The sequence below is a fragment of the Candidatus Endomicrobiellum trichonymphae genome, from assembly GCF_002355835.1.
In the GTDB taxonomy this organism is placed as follows: Bacteria; Elusimicrobiota; Endomicrobiia; order Endomicrobiales; family Endomicrobiaceae; genus Endomicrobiellum; species Endomicrobiellum trichonymphae.
Map to the genome: position 1 here is coordinate 279,833 of NZ_AP017459.1, position 24,125 is coordinate 303,957.

Below are 24,125 nucleotides of genomic sequence, written 5' to 3' on the forward strand. Positions count from 1 at the left end.
TGGTGATTTATAAAATAGAACATTTTTGCAACTCAATGGCTTCCGCAATTCCCATTTTCATCTTGTCATCTTTTATGAACCGATATTTTAGTTTTATGTCTGATTGAAAATTTTTTCTTCGACAAGTTTTGCAATGATATGTATTAGAAGTATATGACATTCTTGCGCTCTCGCAGGAATTTTTGACGGAGCGCAATAACACAAATCGCATATATTTTTCATTTTCCCGCCGTTGAGGTTTGTAAATCCTATTGTAAAAATGCCTGACTTTTTTGCCGATTTCAAAGTTTTTATGATGTTTGGCGCGCTATAAAGACATCACCTTTTTGTCCAAAAGCTTCAAGCTGGCGACTGAAAGATTAATCGTATCCGAAATCGTTTCCTATAGCGGTTATTGTCGATGTGTTTTCAGATAGAGCAATTTTTCAAACCCGTCGACCATCTCCGCAAAGCGTCTAAAGCAGAACCTCCGTTACCGCAGATAATTGTTTTTTTCTTATTTCTGTACATTTCAACAATTTTATATGCAACATTGTAAATACATTCGATATGCTTTGGTTTAAGCATTTTCTTTTTTGCTTCAACATTTTCATTGATAAGATTTTTAATAAATTTTTTGGTTTCCACTGTTCTTTTTTTAAGTTTATGACCAAAATTATCTTCCCAAAATATATTTTGGCAGAAAGTTTGTGCTGACGCTGCCTTTGCGGAACTTTTCATTTGCCATGATTTTACTATGAAGGGCTGAAGTATTTTTAATGCCCTCTATTTCAACTTCTCTCAAAGCTCTGGACATTCTTGCAATAGCTTCATCCCTGCTCTCGCCTAAAGCAATAATTTTTGCAATCAGGCTGTCATAAAAAGGAGGTATTGTATATCCCGAATAAACGTGCGTGTCCAGTCTTATTCCGGGACCTCCAGGCAAAAATAATTTGCCTATTGTTCCCGGCGAAGGAATAAAGTCTCTGTCAGGATCTTCAGCATTTATTCTGCATTCTATGGCGTGACCTAAAATATTAATTTTTTCAGGAACAATCAAAAGTTTTTCGCCTGCAGCAAGTTTTATCTGTTCTTTTACCAAATCTATTCCTGTAACCAATTCGGTAACGGGATGCTCTACCTGAATTCTCGTATTCATCTCTATAAAATAGAAATAGCCTTTTTTATCTACGAGAAATTCTACAGTGCCTACAGTGACATATTTTATGGCTTCCGCTGCATTTCTTGCGACTCTGCCCATTTTCTTTCTCAACGTATCGCTTATTAACGGAGAGGGACTTTCTTCAATTAATTTCTGATGTCTTCTCTGTATGGAGCAGTCTCTTTCCGGAAGATAAGCTGTTTTCCCGTATTTGTCGCCGAGTATCTGGAACTCTATATGATGGGGTTCTTCAATGTATTTTTCCATATATATTTCAGGATTTCCGAAAGCGGCTTTGGCTTCTGTCTGTGCCATAACGATAGAATTCTTTAGGTTTTCTTTGGAAGTGACTATTCTCATGCCTTTTCCGCCGCCGCCTGCAGTTGCTTTAATAATAACGGGGTATCCTATTTTTTTGGCTGTATCAAAAATTTTAGGATCATCGACATTGACAGGACCGTCTGAACCGGGAATTACTGGAATACCTGACTTTTTCATAAGTTTTATAGCTGTAATTTTATTGCCCATTTGTTCTATTGATTCTTTTGAAGGTCCGATGAAATTCAATCTGCAAGCTTCGCAAACTTCAGCAAAATAAGTGTTTTCAGCTAAAAACCCGTACCCGGGATGGATTGCGTCCGCGCCAGAAATTTCCGCGGCTGCTATAATGCTTGGTATATTTAAATAACTTTCAGAAGCGCTTGCATCTCCTACGCATATAGATTGATCGGCAAATTTTACATGCATACTTTCTCTGTCAACTTCTGAATGAATAGCAATGGTTTTAATACCCAGTTCTCTGCAGGCTCTTATAACTCTGCACGCTATTTCACCTCTGTTTGCAATCAAAACTTTCTTAAACATCTTATCTCCTGTTAAGATTGTTTGAAATGTTGAGAATGGAGTTTTCACAGAGTATCTTTTGTTCAACTCCAAACTTCACTCAAACTTCACTCTGTCTTTTCTTTCGCTCCTTTCACATTGTTTACTTGTATCCACCAGAAACAATTCTTGCCCGTATTCAACGGACTGTCCGTTTGATACAAGAATTTTTGATATTCTGCCTTTGATATTAGAGAGGATGTCTTTGATAATTTTCATAGCTTCAATTTGTCCAATTTTTTGTCCGACAACTATATTATCACCCTCTCTGACAAACGGAGGTTTGTCATTGCTTTGGGCGCTGGCAAATGTGCCGACCATTGTTGATTTGATAGCAGTGAGTACTATCTTTTTATCTTCTTCTTTTTTATTTTTGACTTTGACTTCAGTTTCGATAGCCTCTTTTGCGTCAGGCGCTATAGCCTTTACATCGGTTTTTTTTAGATATAGAGAATTATCTCCGCTTTGATATTGGATTTCTTCAATATCCGTATCTTTAATTGATTTTAAAAGTTCTTTAACTTCCTGCGAATTCATTTTGACCTCATTAATTCAATTCCCCGCCAGATTGGGGAATTATTTATTCATTATTGTTTATATCGATGATATTAAACCTTTACGAAATTTAAAAAAGTAGTATTTTTTTAGGCTCTTTCCACGTATTCGCCGGTTCTTGTATCAACTTTTATTCTGTCGCCTTCTTTGATGAAAAGAGGTACATGTATGTCTGCGCCGGTCTCAAGTTTAGCTGTTTTCGTCGTATTTGAAACAGAATCGCCCTTGATTCCATGTTCCGCTTCGGCTATTGTCATTTCTATAATTACGGGAAGATCTATTCCGATAAGTTCATTTTCAAGATATATTGCTTCAACTTCAAGGTTTTCTTTAAGAAAATTTACCATTTTGCCCAAGAGTTCCGGATGTACGGTTATCTGTTCATAAGTGTCCATATCCATAAAGTTGAAGTTGTTGCTCTCTTTGTATAAAAACCGCTTTTTCTGCCTTCTAATGGTCAATGCTTTAAATTTTTCACCTGACTTAAAAGTGCGTTCAATAATACCGCCCTTTTTAAGATGTCTGAGTTTTACGCGCATTACAGCGCCGCCTTTGCCCGGCTTATGGTTTTGAAACCATGCAATCTGGTAAGGTTCTCCGTCAACTAAAATATTGGTCCCGTTTTTAAAATCTGATGTTGAGATCATCTTTATCTCCTGATTATTAGTACACTGCTGAAGTCAACATTTCGCACCCGTTTTCTTTTATTAATATTGTATCTTCAATTCTCACACCGAATTCACCTTCAATGTATATGCCCGGTTCTACCGTAACTGCCATGTGCGTTAAAAAGACACCTTCGGCATTTGGCGCTAGCAAAGGCATTTCATGAATTTCTATACCTACTCCGTGACCGGTAGTGTGAATGAATTTATCTTTATAGCCGGCTGCTTCTATAATATTTCTTGCCGTTTTGTCTGCCCAGGATAGCGGCAGTCCGGCTTTTATTTCTTTCAAAACGGCATTTTGAGAGCTTTTTACAATGTTCCAGATTTTTTTTTGCTTGTCGTTAATTTTATCTAAAAAATATGTGCGTGTCAAATCCGAACAATAGCCATTGTACATGCAGCCTATATCCATCATTACTATGTCATTTTCGATTATTTTGCGATTTGAACTTCTGTGATGGGGATTAGCGGAATTCGCCCCTGAAGCAATTATAGGGATAAAACTCTCTGTTACCCGGTTTTTAGCAAACAATTCAATTACTCTGTAATGAATGTCAATCTCGCTTAAGCCCGGTTTCAGCTCTTCTTTAACTGTATTGCATACTTCGGATACAATCTGACAGGCTTTCTTGAGATTTTCAACTTCAACAGTGCCTTTTATAATTCTTAAACTGTCTAAAACACCGGTTTTTTTTATAAGATTGATTTTTTCATGGCTTAAATTTTCATTTATTAAAATAAAATCTGCAGCGTTCATGTATTTCGGATTAATTAACAAAGAGTTTATTTTATCTTGTTTTAGAATTTTTACAACGGTCTTATATAGAGGCGATTCTGTGTGCATGCGTATATTCTGTTTCCCAAAATATTCCATTATCTGGTTTTCAATCATTTTTGAGCATATTATATGAGTGTTATCTTTTGCGTTTAAAAGCCAGAATCCGTCAAATTCCGCGCCTGTAAGATAAGAAGTTTCTTTTACGTTTGTAAAAAGAATACTTTCTGTTTGATATTTGCTTAATATTTTTTTTAATATTTTTTCTTTCATATTTTCTCCGCTGGCTTTTGTTTTGTTGACCAAAAGTGGTTTATTTGACAATTTATAATTATTTAGCTACACTAAAATAGCAATCGCGAGAAGTGATTGGAAATTAGTTATCCGCAAAGGATATGGAAAAGGAGTTGTAGTAATGGCACAAGGCAAAGTTAAATGGTTTAACGACCAGAAAGGTTATGGATTCATTTCTAATGATGATGGATCAGGAGATGTATTTGCACACTATTCAGCTATTCAGTCTGACGGTTTTAAGTCGTTGGCAGAAGGCGACAGTGTTGAGTTTGAAATTGTAAATTCAGACAAAGGACCTAAGGCGGCAAATATAAAAAAGATCTAACCTTATTAATACCTTAAAAGACCTCCGGGTATTTTCTTGGAGGTCTTTTAAGGATATGTTATTTAAAAACAGTTTACATTAAGGATACCATTTTTCTTAAAGCGAAAAGATAACCGTCAATTCCCAGTCCAGCAATTTGTCCTATCGCCTCAGCAGCGATATAAGATTTATGTCTGAATTCTTCCCTTGCGTAAATATTTGAGATGTGAACTTCGATCGTCGGTACGGAAATTGAAGATAAAGCGTCTCTTATTGTTATAGAAGTGTGAGTAAATGCTGCTGGATTTATAATAATTCCAAAAATCTTATTTATGCTGTCTTGGATTTTATCTACAATCTTGCCTTCATGGTTTGATTGAAAAAATTCAACTTCAACTTTGAGCTCTTTTGCAAGTGAACTGAGGCTTTTTTCAATTTCTGCAAGAGTAATGTTTCCGTAAACCGCAGGTTCTCTTATTCCTAACATATTTATATTGGGCCCGTTTAAAACAAGTATTTTTTTCATTTGTTTTCTCCGGTAAAATTCTTTAAAACATTTAAAACAACATTATCTTTTACATAAGTGCTGACTGCTTTTCCTATATCTTTTATAAGAATAAATTTAATGTTTCCGTCAATAGATTTTTTATCTTTTTTCATAAGAGAAAGCATCTGCCGGGCATTGTTTTTTGTACTTAAAGTAAAATCTGCTTTCTGCAAAAGGTTTTCAACTTCTTTATATGTTTCCGGTTTGCATATTCTTAATTTCAAAGAAAGTTTTACTGCAAAGAGCATTCCTACGGCAACCGCTTCTCCGTGTAAAAACTTTTTGTATTTTGTAGCCGTCTCAAGTGCATGAGCAAAAGTATGTCCGAAGTTCAGAACAGCTCTTAATCCCGTTATTTCTTTTTCATCTTTTTCAACGACTCTGGCTTTATAGGAACAGCTTTGATATATAATGTATTCAAAATCTTTTGGCGGTACGGTTCCATTTTCCAACGTATCGGATAAATAACTGTAGAATTTTTTATCAAAAGTAAAAGCGTATTTTATAATTTCAGCAAGTCCGTTTTTTATATGCCTTTCAGTTAGAGTGCTTAAAAAAGCAGAATTAATCCATACAAGATCGGGCTGGTAAAACACGCCTGCAATATTTTTCCCGCCTTTTATATTTACTGCGGTTTTTCCCCCGACTGAAGAGTCTGTCATTGCAAGCAGAGTCGTAGGCACTTGGATGTAATTTATGCCGCGCATATATGTTGCCGCAAAGAATCCTGCAACATCGCCGATAACTCCGCCGCCCAAAGCTATTGCGCAGCTTTTTCTGTCTATGCCGGCTTCAAGCGCTTTATCATATAAAAAAGATAAACTTTTTATATTTTTCCCGATTTCGCCGGCGCTTATAACTGCAGTTTTAACGTTGAAGCCTTTCCGTTTTAGTAAAACCGTAAAATATTTTAAATGAAGTTTTTCTACGTTTTTATCGGTAATGACAAAAAACATGTTTGTTTTTGCGGCTTTTGCTAATGCCGTAAAAAAATCATTTTCAGATTGTGAAATAACAATATCGTATTTCTTTGTTTTTAAATTTACAATTATTTGTTTCATAACTCTTTTAATGTAGGACTATTACGCTGCTGAGATTTTTTGAATAATATAAATTATCAGCATATAACTCTTGAAACTTCACATATTTTACTTTTACCTGAGTTTTTTTGCAAATATTTGCATATATTTTTCGGTTGCAGTCTTATTCTACCTTAAATCTGCCCATCGGTAAGAATTTAAACGCTTTAAGAGCAGCGGCATTTAATAATATTTTTATATGAGTTGAATTGAGAGTAGTAATTGGGGATTATAAATGTCGGCTGTTTTAAAACGCTCCCCGATAATTGGCGACGGTAGGAATTGAACCTACGACCAAAGGCTTATGAGTCCTCTGCTCTACCCCTGAGCTACGCCGCCGAAATAAAAAATAATGTGATTATTCTATCTATTTTTACTTACAGAAGTCAATTTCAAATTGGAATTAAACAGACTTTATATCTGCCGTTTTTTTAGTTTTTTCGCTTATTATTTTATATGCGTTCGCATTGAAAAGCATTCCCATCCAGAGATAGGCATCAATAAAGAGATATTATGCAGATTTGGAATTTAATCCGCAGAACTTTAGAAAAAAGAGAGAATAAAAAGGTATTCCCGCCGTCAGAGAATTAACGATAACAGCAACCGGTTTCTTCATTTAATTTCTGTCAATATTTTGCAGCAAATGTATAAAAAACTTTTTGGTTTTGTATGTCATTTTGGCATGCTGTTCCTTTGAGAAATCTAAAAAAAGAACAAAATATTTTTCTATGTTTATTAAGAATATATAGTAAAAAAAGATTTATTTTTAAGAGTATATATTATTATGCTAAAATTATTTAAATAAACTTGATTTTAACTTTTGAAAGGATAAATGATGTTTGAACAATCTTTCAAGAATATAGACGATATTTTGCGTAAAGACGCAGGCTGTAGCAGTGAACTTGATTATATTGAGCAGACTTCTTGGATTTTGTTCTTAAGATATTTAGATAGTTTAGAACAGACAAAAATCAAAGCTGCCCTGCTTGAGGACAAGAAATATACAAATATAATTTTAAAAGAATTCCAATGGGATGTTTGGGCATGTCCGAAAAAAGGTGGTAAATTAGATTATAATGAAGCTCGTACAGGCGATGACCTTATTGATTTTGTAAATCAAAAACTCTTTCCATATTTTAAAAAATTTAAGACTACTTCTGAAAACTATAATACGATAGAATATAAAATCGGAGAGATTTTCAGCGAACTTAAAAATAAAATCCAAAGCGGTTATAATTTAAGAGAAATATTAAATATTGTTGATGAATTGAAATTTTCCACTAGCGCTCAAAAACATGAGATGTCTCACCTTTACGAATCAAAAATTAAGAATATGGGCAATGCCGGACGTAACGGCGGGGAATACTATACTCCGCGTCCGCTTATTAGGACTATAGTAAAAGTTGTAGCGCCCAAAATAGGAGACAAAATTTATGATGGGGCTGCTGGCTCGGCGGGATTTTTGGTAGAAGCGTTTGTTTACCTGCATGAGAAAGTCAAAACGACAGGAGAGCAGTCCATATTACAACACGATACTTTTTACGGCAAAGAGAAAAAAGCTCTTGCGTATATCATAGGAATTATGAATATGATTTTGCACGGCATAGAAGCGCCGAATATTTTGCATACGAATACTCTTTCAGAAAATATTAAAGATATGCAGGAGAAAGATAAATTCAATGTTGTTCTTGCTAATCCGCCTTTCGGCGGGAAAGAACGTTCTGAAGTACAGCAGAATTTTGATATTAGAACTGGAGAAACAGCCTTTCTGTTTTTACAGCATTTTATAAAAATACTAAAAGCGGGAGGTAAAGCCGGCGTTGTTATTAAAAATACATTTTTATCTAATACTGACAATGCTTCTGTATCGCTTCGCAAAGGATTGATTGAAAATTGTAATCTGCATACGGTGCTGGATTTGCCAAGCGGAGTGTTTATCGGAGCAGGCGTAAAAACTGTAATTTTGTTTTTTGAAAAAGGCAGTCCGACAAGAAAAATTTGGTATTATCAGTTAAATTTAGACAGAAATCTTGGCAAGACTAATCCTTTAAGCGAAGATGATTTAGCCGATTTTGTTAAACTTCAAAAAACAAAAGCTGATTCAGATAATTCTTGGACTGTAAAAATTACGGATATAAATAAAGAAACTTATGACTTATCTGTAAAAAATTCCAATAAAAAAGATGAAACGGCAATAAGAGATCCGGAAGATATATTAAAAGAAATAGCGGCGTTAGATAAACAGTCCGTTAAAATAATTGCTGAAATTGAAAAAGTTTTAATAATGGAAAAATAAATGGCTTATATTTTTATGGATGAAAGCGGCTGTTTAGGTTTTGATTTTACAAAAGCCATAACTTCCAGATATTTTGTTATTACACTTTTAATGGCAAAGAATGATAATGTTATTAATAAAGCTGTTAGTAAAATATTTAAATCAATTCCTAAAAATGAACTTAAAGTTCATTGCGATACATTACATTGCTATAAAAAAAATGACAGGACAAGAATAAAATTATTAGCGGAGTTGAAAGGTTTGAAAGATTTGAAAGATAAGGATGTAAGCGTAATGTCTATAATTTTGAATAAGCAAAAAGTTTTTGATTATTTACAAAATGAAAGACGCGTTTATACAATTATATAACAAAGATACTTTTGGATAGAATTATAAATAAAAGATTATTGCTTTCAGATGAAAGTATTGATTTCATAGCGTCAAGAAGAGAAACAAATAGGTTCTTAAATGAAAATTTTAAAGGTTATTTGGAAACTAAAACATTACTAAATCACAAATTAAAAATTGAGGTGAGCATAAACTCCCCGTATTCTGTTAAAGAATGCAAGCGGTAGATTTTGTGTCTTGGGCAATGTTTAGGTAATGTTTAAGAAATATGAACACGACGAGAGTTATTATTACAATATTATCAAAAATTTGGTAGTTGATAAAGTGCCTTTATTTAGATAAAAAAAGGAAAGAACGAAGAACCTTAAAAACACTTTAGGCTTTTAAACCTTGAGGAACCATTCGGAGCCCCATTTTTAAAGGAAATTACCTTCGCTCACTACTCAGCATAATATAAAATTATATGTAAATGTCAATAATTTGCATTTTAAGATGCTAAATAGCTTCAAAGGTTTAGTGATGAGAATAAATAGTAAGTGGGAAGTGAAAAAACTTGGGGAAATTTGTACTTTCATTAATGGATTATGGGCTGGGAAAAAATGTCCGTTTATTAATGTTTATGTTATTAGAAATACTAATTTTACTAAAGATGGAAAACTTGATTTATCGAATGTTGTAAATTTATCTCTTGAAAAAAAGCAATATGAGAAAAAAAGATTAGAGTATGATGATATAATATTAGAAAAGTCTGGAGGAGGACCGAAACAACCCGTCGGAAGAGTTGTTCTTTTTGATATTAAAAAAGGAAATTTCTCATTTAGCAATTTCACATCAGTTATAAGAATTATTAATAAGAGATATGTATATCCAAAATATTTGTATAACTATTTGTTTTATTGTTATATATCTGGCATGACTGAGGTTATGCAAAGTCACTCAACAGGTATTAGAAATCTTAATTTTGATGAATATAAGAAAATTAATATAGTATTTCCTTCTATTTCAGAGCAGAAAAAAATTGTTGCTAAACTTGATAAATTTTCAGAAAATATAAAAAGACTTGAGGATGCGTCAAGAAAAAATCTTCAGAATGCAAAAGATTTATTTAATAGCGTTTTGAATGAAACGTTTAAAAATAAATCTGCCGTAGCCAATGATAATAGACAAGTATATAAAAAAACGCATTGGGAAGTGAAAAAACTTGGGGAAATTTGTACTTTCATTAATGGATTATGGGCTGGGAAAAAATGTCCGTTTATTAATGTTTATGTTATTAGAAATACTAATTTTACTAAAGATGGAAAACTTGATTTATCGAATGTTGTAAATTTATCTCTTGAAAAAAAGCAATATGAGAAAAAAAGATTAGAGTATGATGATATAATATTAGAAAAGTCTGGAGGAGGACCGAAACAACCCGTCGGAAGAGTTGTTCTTTTTGATATTAAAAAAGGAAATTTCTCATTTAGCAATTTCACATCAGTTATAAGAATTATTAATAAGAGATATGTATATCCAAAATATTTGTATAACTATTTGTTTTATTGTTATATATCTGGCATGACTGAGGTTATGCAAAGTCACTCAACAGGTATTAGAAATCTTAATTTTGATGAATATAAGAAAATTAATATAGTATTTCCTTCTATTTCAGAGCAGAAAAAAATTGTTGCCAGACTTGACAAACTATCTGCAGAAACAAAAAAATTAGAAATTGTTTATCAAAAGAAAATAGATGGTTTAGCAGAACTAAAAAAATCTGTGTTTAAACAAACATTTGATTGCGGGTAGAGGTTTTTTGCAGAAAGGTAAGAGTGTTATTTATCTGTCATTCTGAAAAGGCGAAGCTTTTGAGAAATCCAGTGTTTATATGTTATTGATGTCGAGTATGATAAGGCAAAACTTGTAGAGAGTAATTATGAACGAAGCGGAAACAAGGGCAGAACTTATAGATCCTAAACTGAAGGACAGCGGCTGGATTGAGGAAAATAATTGTAAAATTTTTCGCGAGTTTACTATAGCTGAACCTAAAATCGGACTGCGTTCTTCTCATGGTCTTAAGGCAGATTATGTACTTTCTTATAAAAATGTGAAACTTGCTGTTGTTGAAGCTAAGAAATCGTCTTTATCTGCCGGCGATGGTGTCAATCAGTCTAAACTGTATGCGCAAAAGTTAAATATTCGTTACGCTTTAGCGACTAACGGCAGGGGAATTTATTTTATTGATATGGAAACAGGCAAAGAGAAAGAAATAGACAAATTTCCCGATCCGGATGAACTTTATAATAATATTTTCGCAATGCAAAATGAATGGCGCGATAGGTTTAATTCCGAGCCTTTTGAAAATAAAGGCGGGTCAATATCTGTGCGTTATTATCAGGAAATAGCCGTAAATAAAGTTATGTGCGCCGTCTCGGAAAATAAAAATCGTATTTTATTAACTTTAGCCACAGGTACAGGCAAGACTTATATAGCATTTCAAATTGCGTGGAAACTTTTTAAAACGCGCTGGAATATAAATAAAGACGGCAAAAGGCTGCCGCGTATATTGTTTTTAGCGGATAGAAATATTTTGGCAGACCAAGCGTTTAATACTTTTTCCGCTTTTCCTGAGGACGCTTTAAAACGCATTAAACCTGAAGAAATAAAAAAGACGGGCAGAGTCCCGACAAACGGCAGTATTTTCTTCACAATTTTTCAAACTTTTATGAGCGGCGCAGATGAAAAACCCTATTTCGGTCAGTATCCGAAAGATTATTTCGATTTTATTATAATTGACGAATGCCACAGAGGCGGAGCAAATGACGAGAGTCGGTGGCGCGCTATTTTAGATTATTTCTATCCGGCAGTGCATCTTGGAATGACTGCCACGCCCAAACGTGAAAAAAACGCAGATACATATAAATATTTTGGTGATCCTGTATATATTTATTCTCTTAAAGACGGAATAAACGACGGGTTTTTAACGCCTTTTAAAGTTCGTCGTATTCAAACAACTTTAGACAGCTATATTTATACTCCTGATGATGATGTTATTGAAGGAGAAGTTAAAAAAAATCATGAGTATGTAATAGAAGAGTTTAATCGAGATATTGAAATTGAAGAAAGAGAAAAAAAGCATGTTAAAATTTTTATGAATGAAATAGATCAAAAAGAAAAAACGCTTGTTTTTGGCGCAAATCAAGATCATGCGGCTTTGCTCAGGGATTTAATAAACCAAATTAAAACTATCGAAAATCCTGACTATTGCGTAAGAGTAACTTCAAATGACTGTGAAATAGGGAACCAGCATTTGAGAGATTTTCAAGATAATGATAAAACAATTCCTACTATTTTAACTACTTCTCAAAAACTTTCTACGGGTGTTGACGCAAGAAATGTGAGAAATATTGTGCTTATGCGTTCCGTAAATTCTATGATTGAGTTTAAGCAGATAATAGGCAGAGGAACAAGACTTTTTGACGGTAAAGAATACTTTACAATATATGATTTTGTCGGTGCTTATAAAAACTTTTCTGATTCTCAATGGGACGGAGAACCTGTAGAAGATGCAGATATTTATGAATCTACTAAAAAAGAACAGATAAAGAGCTTTAAATCGTCTGATATTGCAGGAGCAGAGGCTTTGCTTGAACGTCCTAAAAAACAGAAAGTTAAAATAAAATTAGCGCCGGGTAAAGAAAGAGAAATTCAATACATGTCACGGACATCATTTTGGGATGCAAGCGGAATTCCTATATCTGCCGAGCAATTTATATATAAATTATTTGGGAAACTTCCTGAGTTTTTTAAAAATGAGCAAGAATTAAGAGATATTTGGTCTTATCCGGATACGCGGAAAAAATTTTTAGAAAAACTTGAGCATGCAGGATACGGGCGTAAAGAACTTGAAATTTTACAGCAACTTACATATACGCAAAACAGCGATTTGTTTGATGCTTTAGAATATCTTGCATATAACGTTAAACCTTTGACAAGAGCGGCTCGAGCAGGAAAAGCAAAAAATGAAATAGCGAAAGTTGAAGAATTTGAAGATAAGCAAAAAGCTTTTTTAGAGTTTGTTTTGGAAAAGTATGTAGATGCAGGCGTAAAAGAATTGGAACAAGAAAAGTTGTCTGAGCTTGTCAAGCTGAGATATAACACTATTGATGACGGTTTGGCGGAATTAGGGGATGCTGAACAAATCAAAGAAGTTTTTATATCCTTTCAAAAATATTTGTATTGATACGTAAACAAAATGAAAAACGCTGTATATTTAAGTTTAGGGTCAAACGTCGGCGACAGAGCGGAAAATATTGTTTCCGCTTTATCTTTTTTGCAAAGCAGTTTATTTGCAGATATTAAAAAGATTTCTTCTTTTTATGAAACGGCGCCTATTGGTCCTAAACAAAGAAGTTTTTATAATATTGTAATTGAAGCGCAGACAGATTTAAAACCGGATGATTTGCTTTTATTTATAAAACAGGCTGAACATATTTTAGGGCGGAGGAAGACGATAAGATGGGGGCCGCGCGTTATTGATATTGACATTCTGCTTTTTTGCAGAAAAATTATTAATCAAACCGGTTTAACTGTGCCGCATAAAGAGATACAGAACAGACTTTTTGTTTTAATTCCGTTAAGCGAAATAGCTGGCGACTTTGTACACCCTGTTTTAAAACAGAAAATCAGCGGTATTTTATACGATAAATCATTGACACTTAAATGCCAAAAGGTTAAAATCATACAAACAAATATTGCAAATCGGAGTTTGAAAAATTGAAAACGGAACGAACGGAATGACAAAAAGAAACGGATTGAATTTTTAAATGAAGAAAAAAACGGTTTTAACGATTTTAAAGAAAAAACAGTCCGGCGAAAAAATAACAATGCTTACCTGTTATGATTATGTTACTGCAAAGCTTATTTCCTCACAGGATATTGATGTGTTGCTTGTAGGAGATTCTCTCGGCAACGTTAAACTTGGCTACGAGAATACTCTTTCCGTTACAGTCGACGATATGATATACCATACAAAATCCGTAAAAAGAGGTAATGACGGCGCTTTGCTTATTACTGATATGCCGTTTATGTCTTATGAAATAACTGTTGAAGATGCTGTTAAAAATGCGGCAAGAATTGTTAAGGAAGGCGGAGCAGAAGCGGTAAAAGTTGAGGGCGGAATTGAAATTGTAGATAGGGTTAAGGCAATTTCGGACGCGAAAGTTCCTATCGTCGGACATTTAGGGCTTACCCCGCAGTCGATAAATAAATTCGGCGGTTTTAAAATTCAGGGAAGAACGGAAGAAGAGCGCGGGAGACTGATTGCCGATGCTGAAGCACTAGAGAAAACCGGCGCATTTGCGGTCGTTTTGGAGGCTGTTCCCGAACAGCTTGCAAAAGAAGTTACAGAGCGCTTGAAAATTCCTACGATAGGCATAGGTTCAGGCCGTTATTGCGACGGACAGGTTTTAGTTGTTGACGATATGCTGGGAATGTTTACTGATTTTACGCCTAAATTTGTAAAAAAATATGCCGAAATTGGCGAAATGGTGCGAACTGCAGTAAAAAACTATATAGATGAAGTAAAAAAAGGACAATTCCCGCGTGAAGAGAATACATATAAATGAAAATTATAAAAAATGCTTCGCAGATGCAGAAAATTGCTTTAAGACATATTAAAGACGGTGATGAAATAGGACTTGTCCCTACAATGGGAGCTTTGCATGAAGGTCATATTTCTTTGATTGCAAAGTCTGTAAAAAATGATGATATCACTATAGTATCGATTTTTGTAAATCCGATACAATTTGGTCCCAATGAAGATTATTTAAAGTACCCTAGACCTGTCAAAAAAGATAAGGAAATCTGTAAAAAAAATCATGTGGATTATGTTTTTATGCCGTCGGTAAACGATATGTTTCCGGCGGATCATAAAACTTTTATAGAAGTAAAAACCTTGCAGGATATTTTATGCGGAGCGTTCAGGATAAATCATTTCAAAGGTGTTGCCACAGTTGTTGCAAAACTTTTTAACATATCGTGCGCCGACAGAGCCTATTTTGGAATGAAAGATTTTCAACAGCTTAAGATTATAGAGAAAATGGGTAAAGATTTAAATTTCAGGACTAAAATTATTCTATGTTCTATCGTAAGGGAAAGAAACGGTCTTGCTCTTTCAAGCAGAAATTCTTATTTGAGCGCTGAAGGAAAAAAGAGAAGCTTAAATATTTCTAAAAGTTTAAAAGAAGCAGCGGAAGATTTTAAACGCAGAGATTTAAATTTTGTCAAGAAAACTGTCATAAATAAACTCAAGAAAATACCGGGAAGCGAAATTGATTATGCTGAAATTGTAAATTTTGACGATTTGTTGCCAGCTGATAAGAATACGAAAAAAGCAGTTTTTGCGGTAGCCGTATGGATAGGAAAAACAAGACTCATAGATAACATTATGATGATAAAGGATAAAGATAGCTAAATGATAAGTTCGGACTATTTGGTTATAGGGAGCGGCATAGCGGGCCTTAGTTTGGCATTGAAAGCATCAAAAAACGGCAGCGTTTCTTTGATTACAAAGAAAAAACTGTTTGATTCGGCTACGGGGAAAGCGCAGGGTGGTATTGCTTGCGTTATGGATGAGTCCGACTCTTTTGAAGCGCACGTACGTGATACGATAGTTTCTGGAGCAGGACTTTGCAATGAGAAGATGGTTGAAAAAATGGTTGTAGAAGGTCCAGAAAGAATAAGAGAGCTTATAGTGCTCGGCGTTGAATTTACTAAAAAGAAAGATTCTGATTCGAAGTTTGAGTTGGCTCTTGAGGGCGGACACGGTAAGAGAAGAATTCTTCATGCCGGAGATATAACCGGAAATGAAATAGAAAGAGTTTTGATAAGAAATATAGAAAAATATAAAAATATAACTGTTTATGAGTATCATACAGCAATAGATTTGATTTTAAATAAGGATAGAATTTGCAGGGGTGTGTATGTTTTTGATAGTGAAAATAATAATACGGAAATTTTTGAGGCAAAAGTGACAGCTTTAACTTGCGGCGGCGCTGGAAAAACGTATTTATATACTTCAAACCCCGATGTTGCCACAGGTGACGCGGTAGCTATGGCATACAGAGCCGGAGCGGACATTGCGAATATGGAATTCGTCCAGTTTCATCCAACGTGTTTGCACAGTAGCGATGCTAGATCTTTTTTAATATCTGAAGCAGTACGCGGTGAGGGCGCTGTTTTAAAACTTAAAGACGGCGGATCGTTTGTTGAAAAATACAATCCTCAAAAAGAACTTGCTTCGCGTGATGTTGTGGCAAGAGCGATAGACTGTGAATTGAAATCCAGCGGCGAAAAATTTGTTTATTTGGATATCACCGCAAAGAGTAAAGATTTTCTTATGAAAAGATTTCCGAATATCTATGCAAAATGCCTTGAATACGGCATAGATATTTCAAGGGATATGATTCCGGTGGTTCCCGCGGCGCATTTCTTCTGCGGGGGCGTTGTGATAGATGAAAACGGCAGGAGTAGCATTAAGAATCTTTACGCGGCGGGGGAAACCGCGTGTTCCGGCGTACACGGAGCAAACCGACTTGCTTCAAACTCTCTTCTTGAGGGAGTTGTCTATGCAGACAGGATATATAAAGACTCGTTGCAATTTTTAAGAAAAGAGTATTCAAAAATTGACGTCAAGCCTATTGGCAATATAAAGTCTTCTTTAAATAAATCTGCTGTTTTTGTGCAGAAAAAGGAAGAAGTGAGACGATTGACTTGGGATTATCTAGGTATTTCGCGTTCAAACGAAGGACTTTTAAAAGCGCAGGAAAAAATAGATGTTTTGAAGGTTGAAATAGAGCAGTGTTTCAAAAAAGCGCCTTTTACGATAGACGGGATCGAAGTGAGAAATATGATGTTTATAGCAGAAATGATTGCGCGTTCAGCGATACAGAGAAAAGAGAGCAGAGGACTGCATTTTAATACGGATTATTTGTTTCTTCTGCCTGATGTGAAAGACACAGTAATAAACATAAGATGAAGAAAATAAGTGGAAAAAGAAAATATTATGGACATAATCAAAATTCGCGGCGCGCGGCAACACAATTTAAAAAATATAGATCTTGACATACCGAGAAATAAACTTATCGTGATTACGGGTTTGTCCGGTTCCGGCAAATCTTCTCTTGCTTTTGACACGATTTATGCTGAAGGTCAAAGAAGATATGTTGAATCTCTATCCGCTTATGCAAGACAGTTTTTGGAACTTATGGAAAAGCCCGATGTTGATATTATTGAAGGTTTGTCTCCGGCAATTTCAATAGAACAAAGAAATCCGTTGCATAATCCGCGATCTACAGTGGGAACAGTAACAGAAGTTTACGATTATTTAAGGCTTTTGTTTGCAAAAGTAGGTGTTCCGCACTGTCCTAAATGCGGCAAGATAATCCGTCCTCAGTCCGCTCAGCAGATAATTGATGAAATTATGAAGATGCCTGCTGCTACTGTAATTCATATTTTGTCACCGCTTATAAAAGGAAGAACTGGCACTTATGAGGAACTTTTTTCTCGTCTTGCGAAAAGCGGATATTCGAGAGTAAGAGTTGACAATGAAGTTTATCTGCTTGATGAAAAGATAGAGTTGAACAGATATAAAAAACATACTATAGATATAGTAATAGACAGAATAACACTTAATGAAAATTTACGTTCAAGAGTCGCTGCTTCGATTGAAACAGCTTTAAAAGAGTCAAAAGGGACAGTGTCTGTTGCCGTAATTAAGAATGGAAAATCTATTGCTGAGACAGTTTACAGCGAGCAGTATGCTTGTACGGACTGTGGGATAAACCTCTCTGATATTGAACCGAGACTTTTTTCTTTTAACTTGCCGTTTGGAGCGTGTCCTGAATGCGGCGGACTCGGAAATAAGATAGAGATTGATGAAAATTTGGTAGTACCCGATAAAAACCGTTCCGTAAGACACGGCGCGATTATTGCATGGTCAGAGCCGATAACTACGAAAACCAATAGATGGAAAAACAGTTGGGGTGGGTATTACAGGGAACTTTTAACTGAAGTCGCAAGAAAAAATAAAATATCTTTGATTGTGCCTTGGGAAGAACTTATAAGAGAGCATCAGAAAATTCTGCTTTACGGACAGGACGATTTTGAAGGTGTTATAACAAACATGCAGCGCAGATACAACGAAACAGAATCTGCTTTTGTAAGAGAAGAAATTTATAATAAATATATGACCAGAAAAATTTGTCCGCTGTGCGGCGGACAAAGACTTAAAAGAGAAGCTCTTTCAGTTTTGGTTGGCGGGAAATCAATTTCAGATGTTACAAAAATGTCCGTTGAAAAATCTTTTGACTTTTTCGATAAAATAAGGTTTGGCGGTAAAGATAAAATTATAAGTAAAGCTGTTTTGAAAGAGATACATGAACGACTGCGGTTTTTAAATAATGTGGGTTTGGGATATTTAAGTTTGGAAAGAGAAAGCGGTACGCTTTCAGGCGGAGAAGCGCAGAGAATACATTTAGCGACGCAGATAGGTTCAGGTCTTACTGGAGTTTTATATGTACTTGACGAACCATCTATAGGTCTTCACCAGAAAGATAACTATAAACTTCTGGAAACTCTCATAAAACTTAGAGATTTGGGCAATACTTTGATTGTTGTTGAACATGATGAAGATACAATGAGAAGGGCGGATCGCATAATAGATTTAGGTCCCGGCGCCGGAGTATACGGTGGGCATATAGTGGCTGAGGGAAATGCAAAAGAAATAGTAAAATTTAAAAACTCTCTTACGGGTCAGTATTTAAAAGGGGTTTTGCAGATACCGGTTCCCAAAAAGAGAAAACAACTTTCGGATAAATGTCTTACGGTTGAAGGTGCAAGTCAATTTAATTTAAAAAATATAGATGTGCATATTCCTATCGGACTTTTTATCTGTGTTACCGGAGTGTCGGGAAGCGGTAAATCTACTTTAGTGCACGAAATAGTATATAAAAGTATTGCTCATAAACTTTACGGATCGAAAGAAAAACCCGGAAAATTTAAAAATATGGATGGACTTGAAAATATAGACAAAGTTGTAATTGTCGATCAGTCGCCCATAGGAAGGACGCCCAGATCAAATCCTGTAACTTATACGGGCGCTTTTTCAATAATAAGGGATTTATTTGCATGGGTTCCTGAGGCAAAAGCAAGAGGATATCAGCCGGGGAGGTTTTCTTTTAACGTAAAGGGTGGAAGATGTGAAAACTGTCAGGGTGACGGTACTTTGAAAACTGAGATGCAGTTTTTGCCGGACATTTATGTCAGATGCGATGTTTGCGGCGGAAGAAGATTTAACGAAGAAACTCTACAGATAAAGTATAAAGGCAGGAATATCGACGAAGTTTTAAATATGACGGTTGAAGAAAGTGTAAAGTTTTTTGAAAACATCCCTGTGCTTAAAAGGATTTTGTCGACGATTGAAGATGTTGGTCTCGGATATATAAGAATAGGGCAGCAGGCTACTATGCTTTCAGGCGGGGAAGCGCAGAGAGTAAAACTTGCGGCTGAACTGTCAAAAAAAGCTACCGGGAGGACAATGTATATTCTTGACGAACCTACTACCGGGTTGCATTTTGCCGATGTGAGCAAACTTCTTGAAGTGTTGCAGAGATTTTCTTATGCCGGAAATACCGTTCTTGTTATAGAGCATAATCTTGACGTTATAAAAACTGCCGATTGGCTTATTGATTTGGGTCCCGAGGGCGGTGAAAGAGGCGGTAGGCTTGTAGCTGAAGGCACACCTGAAGATGTAATGAAAAATCCTAAATCTTTTACGGGATATTACTTGAGAAATCATATTAATCGTCATAAATAGCACGGCAAAAACATGAAAAAATGCTGCCGTTAAACAGCAAGAAGTTTGAGTTTTGTTTGTCATGCTGCGACAGTGTTTTGTCTCAATCCAGTAGAAGGCAGGCAGAATAGAAAAGGAATGATGAAATGCCTTTAAATCTTATAGTATATGCAGTTATTTTCGGTATTTTCTATGCGTTGATATTTTTATTAATTTACAAAACTAAATTTTTTAAATTTAAAATCGATTTTGCATCGTTATTCTTTTTTACTTCAATCATATATCTCGTTTTTACTTTTCTTTTGAAGAAATATATAAATCTATAAAATGAAAATAAATTTTAAAGAAAATTTGTTAAAAGATTTGAAAAAATACAAGAATGAAATTTTTGCAAACCGCTACGCGAAATATTTTCAGACGCATAAAGGCGGTTATGGGGAAGGCGATTTTTTTTGGGGACTTAAAGTTCCTCAGCAGCGGATTACAGCTCGTAAATATTGGAAAGATATAAATTTAAAAGACGTTGAAAAATTATTACAGCATAGAATCCACGAAGTAAGACTTACCGCGTTAATGATTTTAATTGAAAAATATCAAAAAGCGGATGATGCTAAATCAGTTATAGTAAAAATATATTTGAGAAATTCTGAATGCATTAACAACTGGGATTTGGTTGACTTATCTGCGCCATATATCCCGGGACATTATTGGCATGACAATTCTTTAAAAGATTTTTGGGAATACGCGGAGTCGGGGAGTCTTTGGAAAGAAAGAATTGCGATGATTTCAACATTATATTTTATAAGACAAGGAAGATTTGTGGAAACTTTGGCATTGTCAAAGTTGTTTTTAGCGCATAATCACGATTTGATACATAAAGCATCGGGCTGGATGCTTAGAGAAGTTGGAAAAAGGGACACAAGGACGCTTATTTCATTTTTAGATAAATATTCTAACGTGATGCCGAGAACTATGTTGAGGTATTCGATTGAAAAACTCTCTCAGGAAAAAAGAGAATATTATATGGAAAAAGACATATAGGAAATTGAAAAATAAAAGCAATGATGTCTCTATTTTTTAATGCGGTATAGAAAAAGATAAAGGGTTGTTGGCAGAACGCAGTTAGAATATAGGCGTATGACAGGATGTCCAACCGGGAAAGAAATACAAAAGACTGAAAATTTCTGAGACAAAGTTTATTCAGCGTGATAACAGGGACTGAATTATTATAACTTCTGAAAACTGTAAAGAAAACAAATATATTTACATTGTTTTTCTATTGATATAAATTTCCTCCTATGAAAATAATATTAGCCTGATAGTAGAACAGATGATAACAAAAGACTTGATTTTAAGAATTTTTTCAGCTGCAAATATTTTAAGATGGAACGACCACATACGCCCGTTTGATTTTTTTGAACTTGATAAGCAAGCCCACAAGATGATAATCGCTTATATCGTTGCGAAATTTGAAGAAGAAGATGACAAACCGGTTGACTGGGTGAAACTTATTGAATGCGGGATTTTTGAATTTTTTCAGAGAATAATGCTCACGGATTTAAAGCCGGAAGTTTTCCGCGAGATAATGTCAAAAAAAGAAAAAGAGTTAAACAGATGGGTGATAGAAAACTTAAATAATGATTTATCAGTTTTAAAAGGAGAGTTTGGCAAAAGATGTTCAGAGTATCTTTTAGAATCGGATTATGCACTACATGAAAAGAGAATTTTAAGCGCGTCGCATTGCCTGTCGACAAAATGGGAGTTCAATATAATTTATCCGTGGAATTCAATGATTTACGGTATAGAAAAAACAAAGAATGAAATAGAAAAAAGTATTGCAGCTTTTGATGATTTATCAGGTATAAAAAAGTTGGTAATAAATAAAAAATATTATGGGTTTTTGGATTTGTGCGGGCAGTTGCGGTTTCAGCAGAGATGGGCGCAGGCTTTTAGAATACCGAAGACAACCGTATTGGGACATATGCTTACGGTTGCAATTTTTGCATATTTGTTGTCAATGGAAATAAACGCTTCAGACAGGAGAAAATATAATAACTTTTATTCTTCTTTATTTCACGATCTTCCTGAAATTCTAACAAAAGATATTATTAAGCCGGTAAAATCTTCAATAGTAGGTCTTGAGAATATAATAAAGCACTACGAAAAGAAACAGGTTGTAGAGAAAATACTTCCTTTAATTCCACCTGAGTGGCATTTTGAAATGCAGTATTTTATAGAAGATGAATTTTTGGATAAAATTATTGAAAACGGAAAAGTAAAAGAAGTTGATAATGCAGCGGATTTCAATGATAATAAATATAATGCTGTTGACGGAACTTTGACTGAAATGTGTGACAAACTGTGTGCTTATATTGAGGCTTCAATGGCATTGGAATACGGTATAAAATCCTCCACTTTAATCAAATCAAAACAAGCCCTTTATGATAAATATTCAAATGTCAGAAAGAACAACTTAGATTTTAGACGACTGTTTGATCATTTTTAAGAAAAAGATGTAAAAGTAAATTTTTGGGAAAGAGTAAAAAAGGATAGGAAAAAATGAAAAAAACTTTAGCAGTTATTTTATCAATGTTTCTTTTAGTAATTACAAGCAGGAATAGTTTTGCAACAAAAAGTTATAGAAGCAAAATAGGCGAACCAAAGACTGTAAAAGTAAAAAGTTATAATCGTAAAAGTGGAACTTCGGTAAAGTCTCATTATCGTTCAAAATAAAAAGAAATCATAACTTGATGAATACAGATTAAAAGAATAAAAATTATAGATATAAATTTATCAAAGTAGTAAATTTATGTCTATACTTATACTGTTTATTTGCAATATTTTTGTTTCCTTTCTATTTATTTTTCTCTGCCGCAATTTAAACATATTGCTTATATATTTATTCTTCCACTTTGTTTTAGTAATATGATACTATCATTTCTGGTGGTTTTCTGCATAAAACTTTAAGTTATTTTTCCATTAACAGATAAATGAAGACAGCTTATCCAAAAGTTTCCGTTATGGACACCATTAGTTTTACTTGAATCAGAAAAAAGATTTGTTGAAAATAACAACAATAGCAAAACACTTAGAAATTTTTTCCTCGTAATTCCTTCTTGTTTGTTAAAGGTTTTTGTTGCTTATTTAACATTTTCAATCAGTTGTAAAATTTTTGACTGCTTTCCCAAAAAACAAAGTAAAAATATGCTGAGGAGGGGATTCGAACCCCTACCGCCCTTTCGGGGACAGGCTTCTGAGACCTGCGTGTCTGCCGTTCCACCACCTCAGCTTTATGCGCATACGTTTCCATTTATTTGTTTATATCTTAAGTAAAAAAAAGCGGCAACGCTCCAACGTTTTTTTATGAGAGTAAAAGTTTTTAGAACTTAGCACACACTTTATATAATTATTATTTTATTCTCAAATTGTTAAGACGGTGCTTTGAAGCTATGATCTCTCTTTCTTTTTTCTGCCGTATATTATAGAATTTACCTCTTATTATGGAGAAGGAGTAATAAAGTGGATAGTTTTATTGAATTAAAAAAAATTTCTGTACTTCGTGGTGACAGAAAAATTTTAGACGATATTAATTTTGATATAAGTTCCGGCGAAAATGTTGCTGTGATAGGTCCTAACGGATCAGGAAAATCTACTTTTATCAAACTTATAACCGGCAAAATTTATCCGTCTTATACCGGAAACGGCACGGTTTGCAAGTTGTTTGGACACAGTCGGTGGAATATACATAATCTGCGCAGTATGCTTGGAATAGTAACAAACGAACTTCAACATGATTTTTATAACGAGATAACGGGTTTTGAAGCTGTTTTGTCGGGATTTTTCTCAAGTGTTGGCATATCAAACAATCATATAGTTACAAAAGATATGACTAAAAAGGCCGACGACATGATTGACTTTTTGGAAGTATCTTCTCTAAGAAATAAAAAACTTGAAACTATGTCGTCTGGAGAAGCAAGAAGATTTTTAATAGCAAGAGCGCTTGTAAACAATCCTAAAGTTTTAGTTTTGGACGAACCGTCAAACAGTTTAGATATTTCATCATCTTTGAAACTTCACAATACAATGAGAAAAATTTCGTATTCTGGAACAAAAATAATACTTGTAACACACTTAGTGTCGGACATTATTCCTGAAATGAACAGATTTGTCTTTTTTAAAGGCGGAAAGATTTTTGCCGACGGAAAACGCAGTGAAGTTTTTACTTGTGATAAACTCTCTTCTCTTTTTGATATGAAAGTGAAACTTGCTGAAAATAACGGCTTATGCTGTATTACGATAGTGTAGTTATAGAGGTTTTCATTGTCAAAAAAAATACCAGCTATTTTCTTTTATGCATTTGTCGCGTGCGACTATCATTTTAATACGCATAATATATAAAATGTGTTATCATATCCATGTA

At 34.4% G+C, this 24,125-nt stretch carries 23 protein-coding genes and 2 tRNA genes; 15 read left to right on the top strand and 10 right to left on the bottom strand.

Features of this window, described 5'->3' with window-relative positions:
- Positions 1-93: 93 nt before the first annotated feature.
- The 6 genes from RSTT_RS01400 to RSTT_RS01425 form a co-directional block, all read right to left on the bottom strand.
- A complete protein-coding gene (locus RSTT_RS01400; protein WP_095558693.1) occupies positions 94-285 on the bottom strand; it encodes a phosphoheptose isomerase family protein in 192 nt (63 codons plus the stop codon).
- 123 nt (positions 286-408) lie between these two features.
- Positions 409-627, bottom strand: coding sequence for a hypothetical protein (locus RSTT_RS01405; protein ID WP_096525410.1), 219 nt, complete (start codon positions 625-627; stop codon positions 409-411).
- 28 nt (positions 628-655) lie between these two features.
- A complete protein-coding gene (accC, locus tag RSTT_RS01410; protein ID WP_096525411.1) occupies positions 656-2,005 on the bottom strand; it encodes an acetyl-CoA carboxylase biotin carboxylase subunit in 1,350 nt (449 codons plus the stop codon).
- Positions 2,006-2,080: 75 nt separating this feature from the next.
- Positions 2,081-2,560 (bottom strand): acetyl-CoA carboxylase biotin carboxyl carrier protein, encoded by a 480-nt coding sequence (locus tag RSTT_RS01415; RefSeq protein WP_096525412.1) that lies wholly within the window; start codon positions 2,558-2,560, stop codon positions 2,081-2,083.
- A gap of 107 nt (positions 2,561-2,667) precedes the next feature.
- Complete coding sequence (gene efp / locus RSTT_RS01420) at positions 2,668-3,225, bottom strand: elongation factor P (protein WP_096525413.1); 558 nt, start codon at positions 3,223-3,225, stop codon at positions 2,668-2,670.
- 16 nt (positions 3,226-3,241) lie between these two features.
- Positions 3,242-4,294, bottom strand: a complete 1,053-nt coding sequence (locus RSTT_RS01425; protein WP_096525414.1) for a M24 family metallopeptidase — start codon at positions 4,292-4,294, stop codon at positions 3,242-3,244.
- A 142-nt stretch (positions 4,295-4,436) separates the two neighbouring features.
- Between RSTT_RS01425 and RSTT_RS01430 the strand changes: the two genes are divergently transcribed.
- Entirely contained in the window at positions 4,437-4,640 is a 204-nt protein-coding gene (locus RSTT_RS01430; RefSeq protein WP_015423202.1) for a cold-shock protein, read from the top strand.
- Between the two features lie 73 nt (positions 4,641-4,713).
- Here the strand turns inward: RSTT_RS01430 and aroQ are convergent, their stop codons facing one another.
- The 3 genes from aroQ to RSTT_RS01445 form a co-directional block, all read right to left on the bottom strand.
- A complete protein-coding gene (aroQ, locus tag RSTT_RS01435; protein ID WP_096525415.1) occupies positions 4,714-5,145 on the bottom strand; it encodes a type II 3-dehydroquinate dehydratase in 432 nt (143 codons plus the stop codon).
- Entirely contained in the window at positions 5,142-6,227 is a 1,086-nt protein-coding gene (gene aroB / locus RSTT_RS01440; RefSeq protein WP_015423204.1) for a 3-dehydroquinate synthase, read from the bottom strand. Before aroB ends, aroQ begins: the two co-directional genes overlap by 4 nt.
- Positions 6,228-6,512: 285 nt before the next feature.
- A tRNA-Met gene (locus RSTT_RS01445) sits at positions 6,513-6,584 on the bottom strand.
- 496 nt (positions 6,585-7,080) lie between these two features.
- On the opposite strand from RSTT_RS01445, the gene RSTT_RS01450 reads away from it, so the two are divergent.
- The 13 genes from RSTT_RS01450 to RSTT_RS06070 all read left to right on the top strand — a co-directional run bounded on the left by RSTT_RS01450 (position 7,081) and on the right by RSTT_RS06070 (position 22,438).
- Entirely contained in the window at positions 7,081-8,541 is a 1,461-nt protein-coding gene (locus RSTT_RS01450) for a class I SAM-dependent DNA methyltransferase (RefSeq protein ID WP_096525416.1), read from the top strand.
- On the top strand, positions 8,542-8,889 hold the full coding sequence (locus tag RSTT_RS01455) for a DUF3800 domain-containing protein (RefSeq protein WP_096525417.1): 348 nt from the start codon (positions 8,542-8,544) through the stop codon (positions 8,887-8,889).
- Between the two features lie 11 nt (positions 8,890-8,900).
- Complete coding sequence (locus tag RSTT_RS05880) at positions 8,901-9,095, top strand: hypothetical protein (protein WP_149030004.1); 195 nt, start codon at positions 8,901-8,903, stop codon at positions 9,093-9,095.
- Positions 9,096-9,348: 253 nt separating this feature from the next.
- Positions 9,349-10,659 (top strand): restriction endonuclease subunit S, encoded by a 1,311-nt coding sequence (locus RSTT_RS01460; RefSeq protein WP_149030005.1) that lies wholly within the window; start codon positions 9,349-9,351, stop codon positions 10,657-10,659.
- A 127-nt stretch (positions 10,660-10,786) separates the two neighbouring features.
- Positions 10,787-13,093, top strand: coding sequence for an EcoAI/FtnUII family type I restriction enzme subunit R (hsdR, locus tag RSTT_RS01465; protein ID WP_096525419.1), 2,307 nt, complete (start codon positions 10,787-10,789; stop codon positions 13,091-13,093).
- Between the two features lie 12 nt (positions 13,094-13,105).
- Complete coding sequence (gene folK, locus RSTT_RS01470; RefSeq protein ID WP_015423207.1) at positions 13,106-13,630, top strand: 2-amino-4-hydroxy-6-hydroxymethyldihydropteridine diphosphokinase; 525 nt, start codon at positions 13,106-13,108, stop codon at positions 13,628-13,630.
- A gap of 46 nt (positions 13,631-13,676) precedes the next feature.
- On the top strand, positions 13,677-14,477 hold the full coding sequence (panB, locus tag RSTT_RS01475) for a 3-methyl-2-oxobutanoate hydroxymethyltransferase (protein ID WP_096525420.1): 801 nt from the start codon (positions 13,677-13,679) through the stop codon (positions 14,475-14,477).
- Positions 14,474-15,325 carry a pantoate--beta-alanine ligase gene (panC, locus tag RSTT_RS01480; protein ID WP_096525421.1) on the top strand — a complete coding sequence of 284 codons (852 nt, stop codon included), beginning with the start codon at positions 14,474-14,476 and terminating at the stop codon, positions 15,323-15,325. The genes panB and panC overlap by 4 nt, the downstream gene beginning before the upstream one ends.
- Positions 15,326-16,888, top strand: coding sequence for an L-aspartate oxidase (gene nadB, locus RSTT_RS01485; RefSeq protein WP_096525422.1), 1,563 nt, complete (start codon positions 15,326-15,328; stop codon positions 16,886-16,888).
- A 27-nt stretch (positions 16,889-16,915) separates the two neighbouring features.
- Positions 16,916-19,726, top strand: a complete 2,811-nt coding sequence (gene uvrA, locus RSTT_RS01490) for an excinuclease ABC subunit UvrA (RefSeq protein ID WP_172412896.1) — start codon at positions 16,916-16,918, stop codon at positions 19,724-19,726.
- 306 nt (positions 19,727-20,032) lie between these two features.
- Positions 20,033-20,746 carry a DNA alkylation repair protein gene (locus RSTT_RS01500; protein ID WP_197702019.1) on the top strand — a complete coding sequence of 238 codons (714 nt, stop codon included), beginning with the start codon at positions 20,033-20,035 and terminating at the stop codon, positions 20,744-20,746.
- A 289-nt stretch (positions 20,747-21,035) separates the two neighbouring features.
- Positions 21,036-22,211, top strand: a complete 1,176-nt coding sequence (locus RSTT_RS01505; RefSeq protein ID WP_096525423.1) for an HD domain-containing protein — start codon at positions 21,036-21,038, stop codon at positions 22,209-22,211.
- A 53-nt stretch (positions 22,212-22,264) separates the two neighbouring features.
- Positions 22,265-22,438: a hypothetical protein gene (locus RSTT_RS06070; protein WP_172412810.1), complete on the top strand. Its 174-nt coding sequence runs from the start codon at positions 22,265-22,267 to the stop codon at positions 22,436-22,438.
- Positions 22,439-22,910: 472 nt separating this feature from the next.
- Here the strand turns inward: RSTT_RS06070 and RSTT_RS01510 are convergent.
- A tRNA-Leu gene (locus RSTT_RS01510) sits at positions 22,911-22,994 on the bottom strand.
- Positions 22,995-23,224: 230 nt separating this feature from the next.
- Here RSTT_RS01510 and RSTT_RS01515 point away from each other — a divergent pair.
- The gene (locus RSTT_RS01515; protein WP_015423214.1) at positions 23,225-24,010 is read left to right on the top strand and encodes an ABC transporter ATP-binding protein; all 786 of its coding nucleotides are present in this window, start codon (positions 23,225-23,227) and stop codon (positions 24,008-24,010) included.
- The last annotated feature ends 115 nt before the right edge of the window (positions 24,011-24,125 follow it).

What these genes read in the sequence shown, in the direction of transcription:
- folK (WP_015423207.1), top strand. Translation starts at nt 13,106, where the DNA reads ATGAAAAACGCTGTATATTTAAGTTTAGGGTCAAACGTCGGCGACAGA.
- panC (WP_096525421.1), top strand. Translation starts at nt 14,474, where the DNA reads ATGAAAATTATAAAAAATGCTTCGCAGATGCAGAAAATTGCTTTAAGA.
- RSTT_RS01425 (WP_096525414.1), bottom strand. Translation starts at nt 4,294, where the DNA reads ATGAAAGAAAAAATATTAAAAAAAATATTAAGCAAATATCAAACAGAA.
- uvrA (WP_172412896.1), top strand. Translation starts at nt 16,916, where the DNA reads ATGGACATAATCAAAATTCGCGGCGCGCGGCAACACAATTTAAAAAAT.
- aroB (WP_015423204.1), bottom strand. Translation starts at nt 6,227, where the DNA reads ATGAAACAAATAATTGTAAATTTAAAAACAAAGAAATACGATATTGTT.
- efp (WP_096525413.1), bottom strand. Translation starts at nt 3,225, where the DNA reads ATGATCTCAACATCAGATTTTAAAAACGGGACCAATATTTTAGTTGAC.
- RSTT_RS01455 (WP_096525417.1), top strand. Translation starts at nt 8,542, where the DNA reads ATGGCTTATATTTTTATGGATGAAAGCGGCTGTTTAGGTTTTGATTTT.
- hsdR (WP_096525419.1), top strand. Translation starts at nt 10,787, where the DNA reads ATGAACGAAGCGGAAACAAGGGCAGAACTTATAGATCCTAAACTGAAG.
- RSTT_RS01430 (WP_015423202.1), top strand. Translation starts at nt 4,437, where the DNA reads ATGGCACAAGGCAAAGTTAAATGGTTTAACGACCAGAAAGGTTATGGA.
- RSTT_RS01500 (WP_197702019.1), top strand. Translation starts at nt 20,033, where the DNA reads ATGAAAATAAATTTTAAAGAAAATTTGTTAAAAGATTTGAAAAAATAC.
- RSTT_RS01415 (WP_096525412.1), bottom strand. Translation starts at nt 2,560, where the DNA reads ATGAATTCGCAGGAAGTTAAAGAACTTTTAAAATCAATTAAAGATACG.
- RSTT_RS01505 (WP_096525423.1), top strand. Translation starts at nt 21,036, where the DNA reads ATGATAACAAAAGACTTGATTTTAAGAATTTTTTCAGCTGCAAATATT.
- RSTT_RS01450 (WP_096525416.1), top strand. Translation starts at nt 7,081, where the DNA reads ATGTTTGAACAATCTTTCAAGAATATAGACGATATTTTGCGTAAAGAC.
- accC (WP_096525411.1), bottom strand. Translation starts at nt 2,005, where the DNA reads ATGTTTAAGAAAGTTTTGATTGCAAACAGAGGTGAAATAGCGTGCAGA.
- nadB (WP_096525422.1), top strand. Translation starts at nt 15,326, where the DNA reads ATGATAAGTTCGGACTATTTGGTTATAGGGAGCGGCATAGCGGGCCTT.
- panB (WP_096525420.1), top strand. Translation starts at nt 13,677, where the DNA reads ATGAAGAAAAAAACGGTTTTAACGATTTTAAAGAAAAAACAGTCCGGC.
- RSTT_RS06070 (WP_172412810.1), top strand. Translation starts at nt 22,265, where the DNA reads ATGAAAAAAACTTTAGCAGTTATTTTATCAATGTTTCTTTTAGTAATT.
- aroQ (WP_096525415.1), bottom strand. Translation starts at nt 5,145, where the DNA reads ATGAAAAAAATACTTGTTTTAAACGGGCCCAATATAAATATGTTAGGA.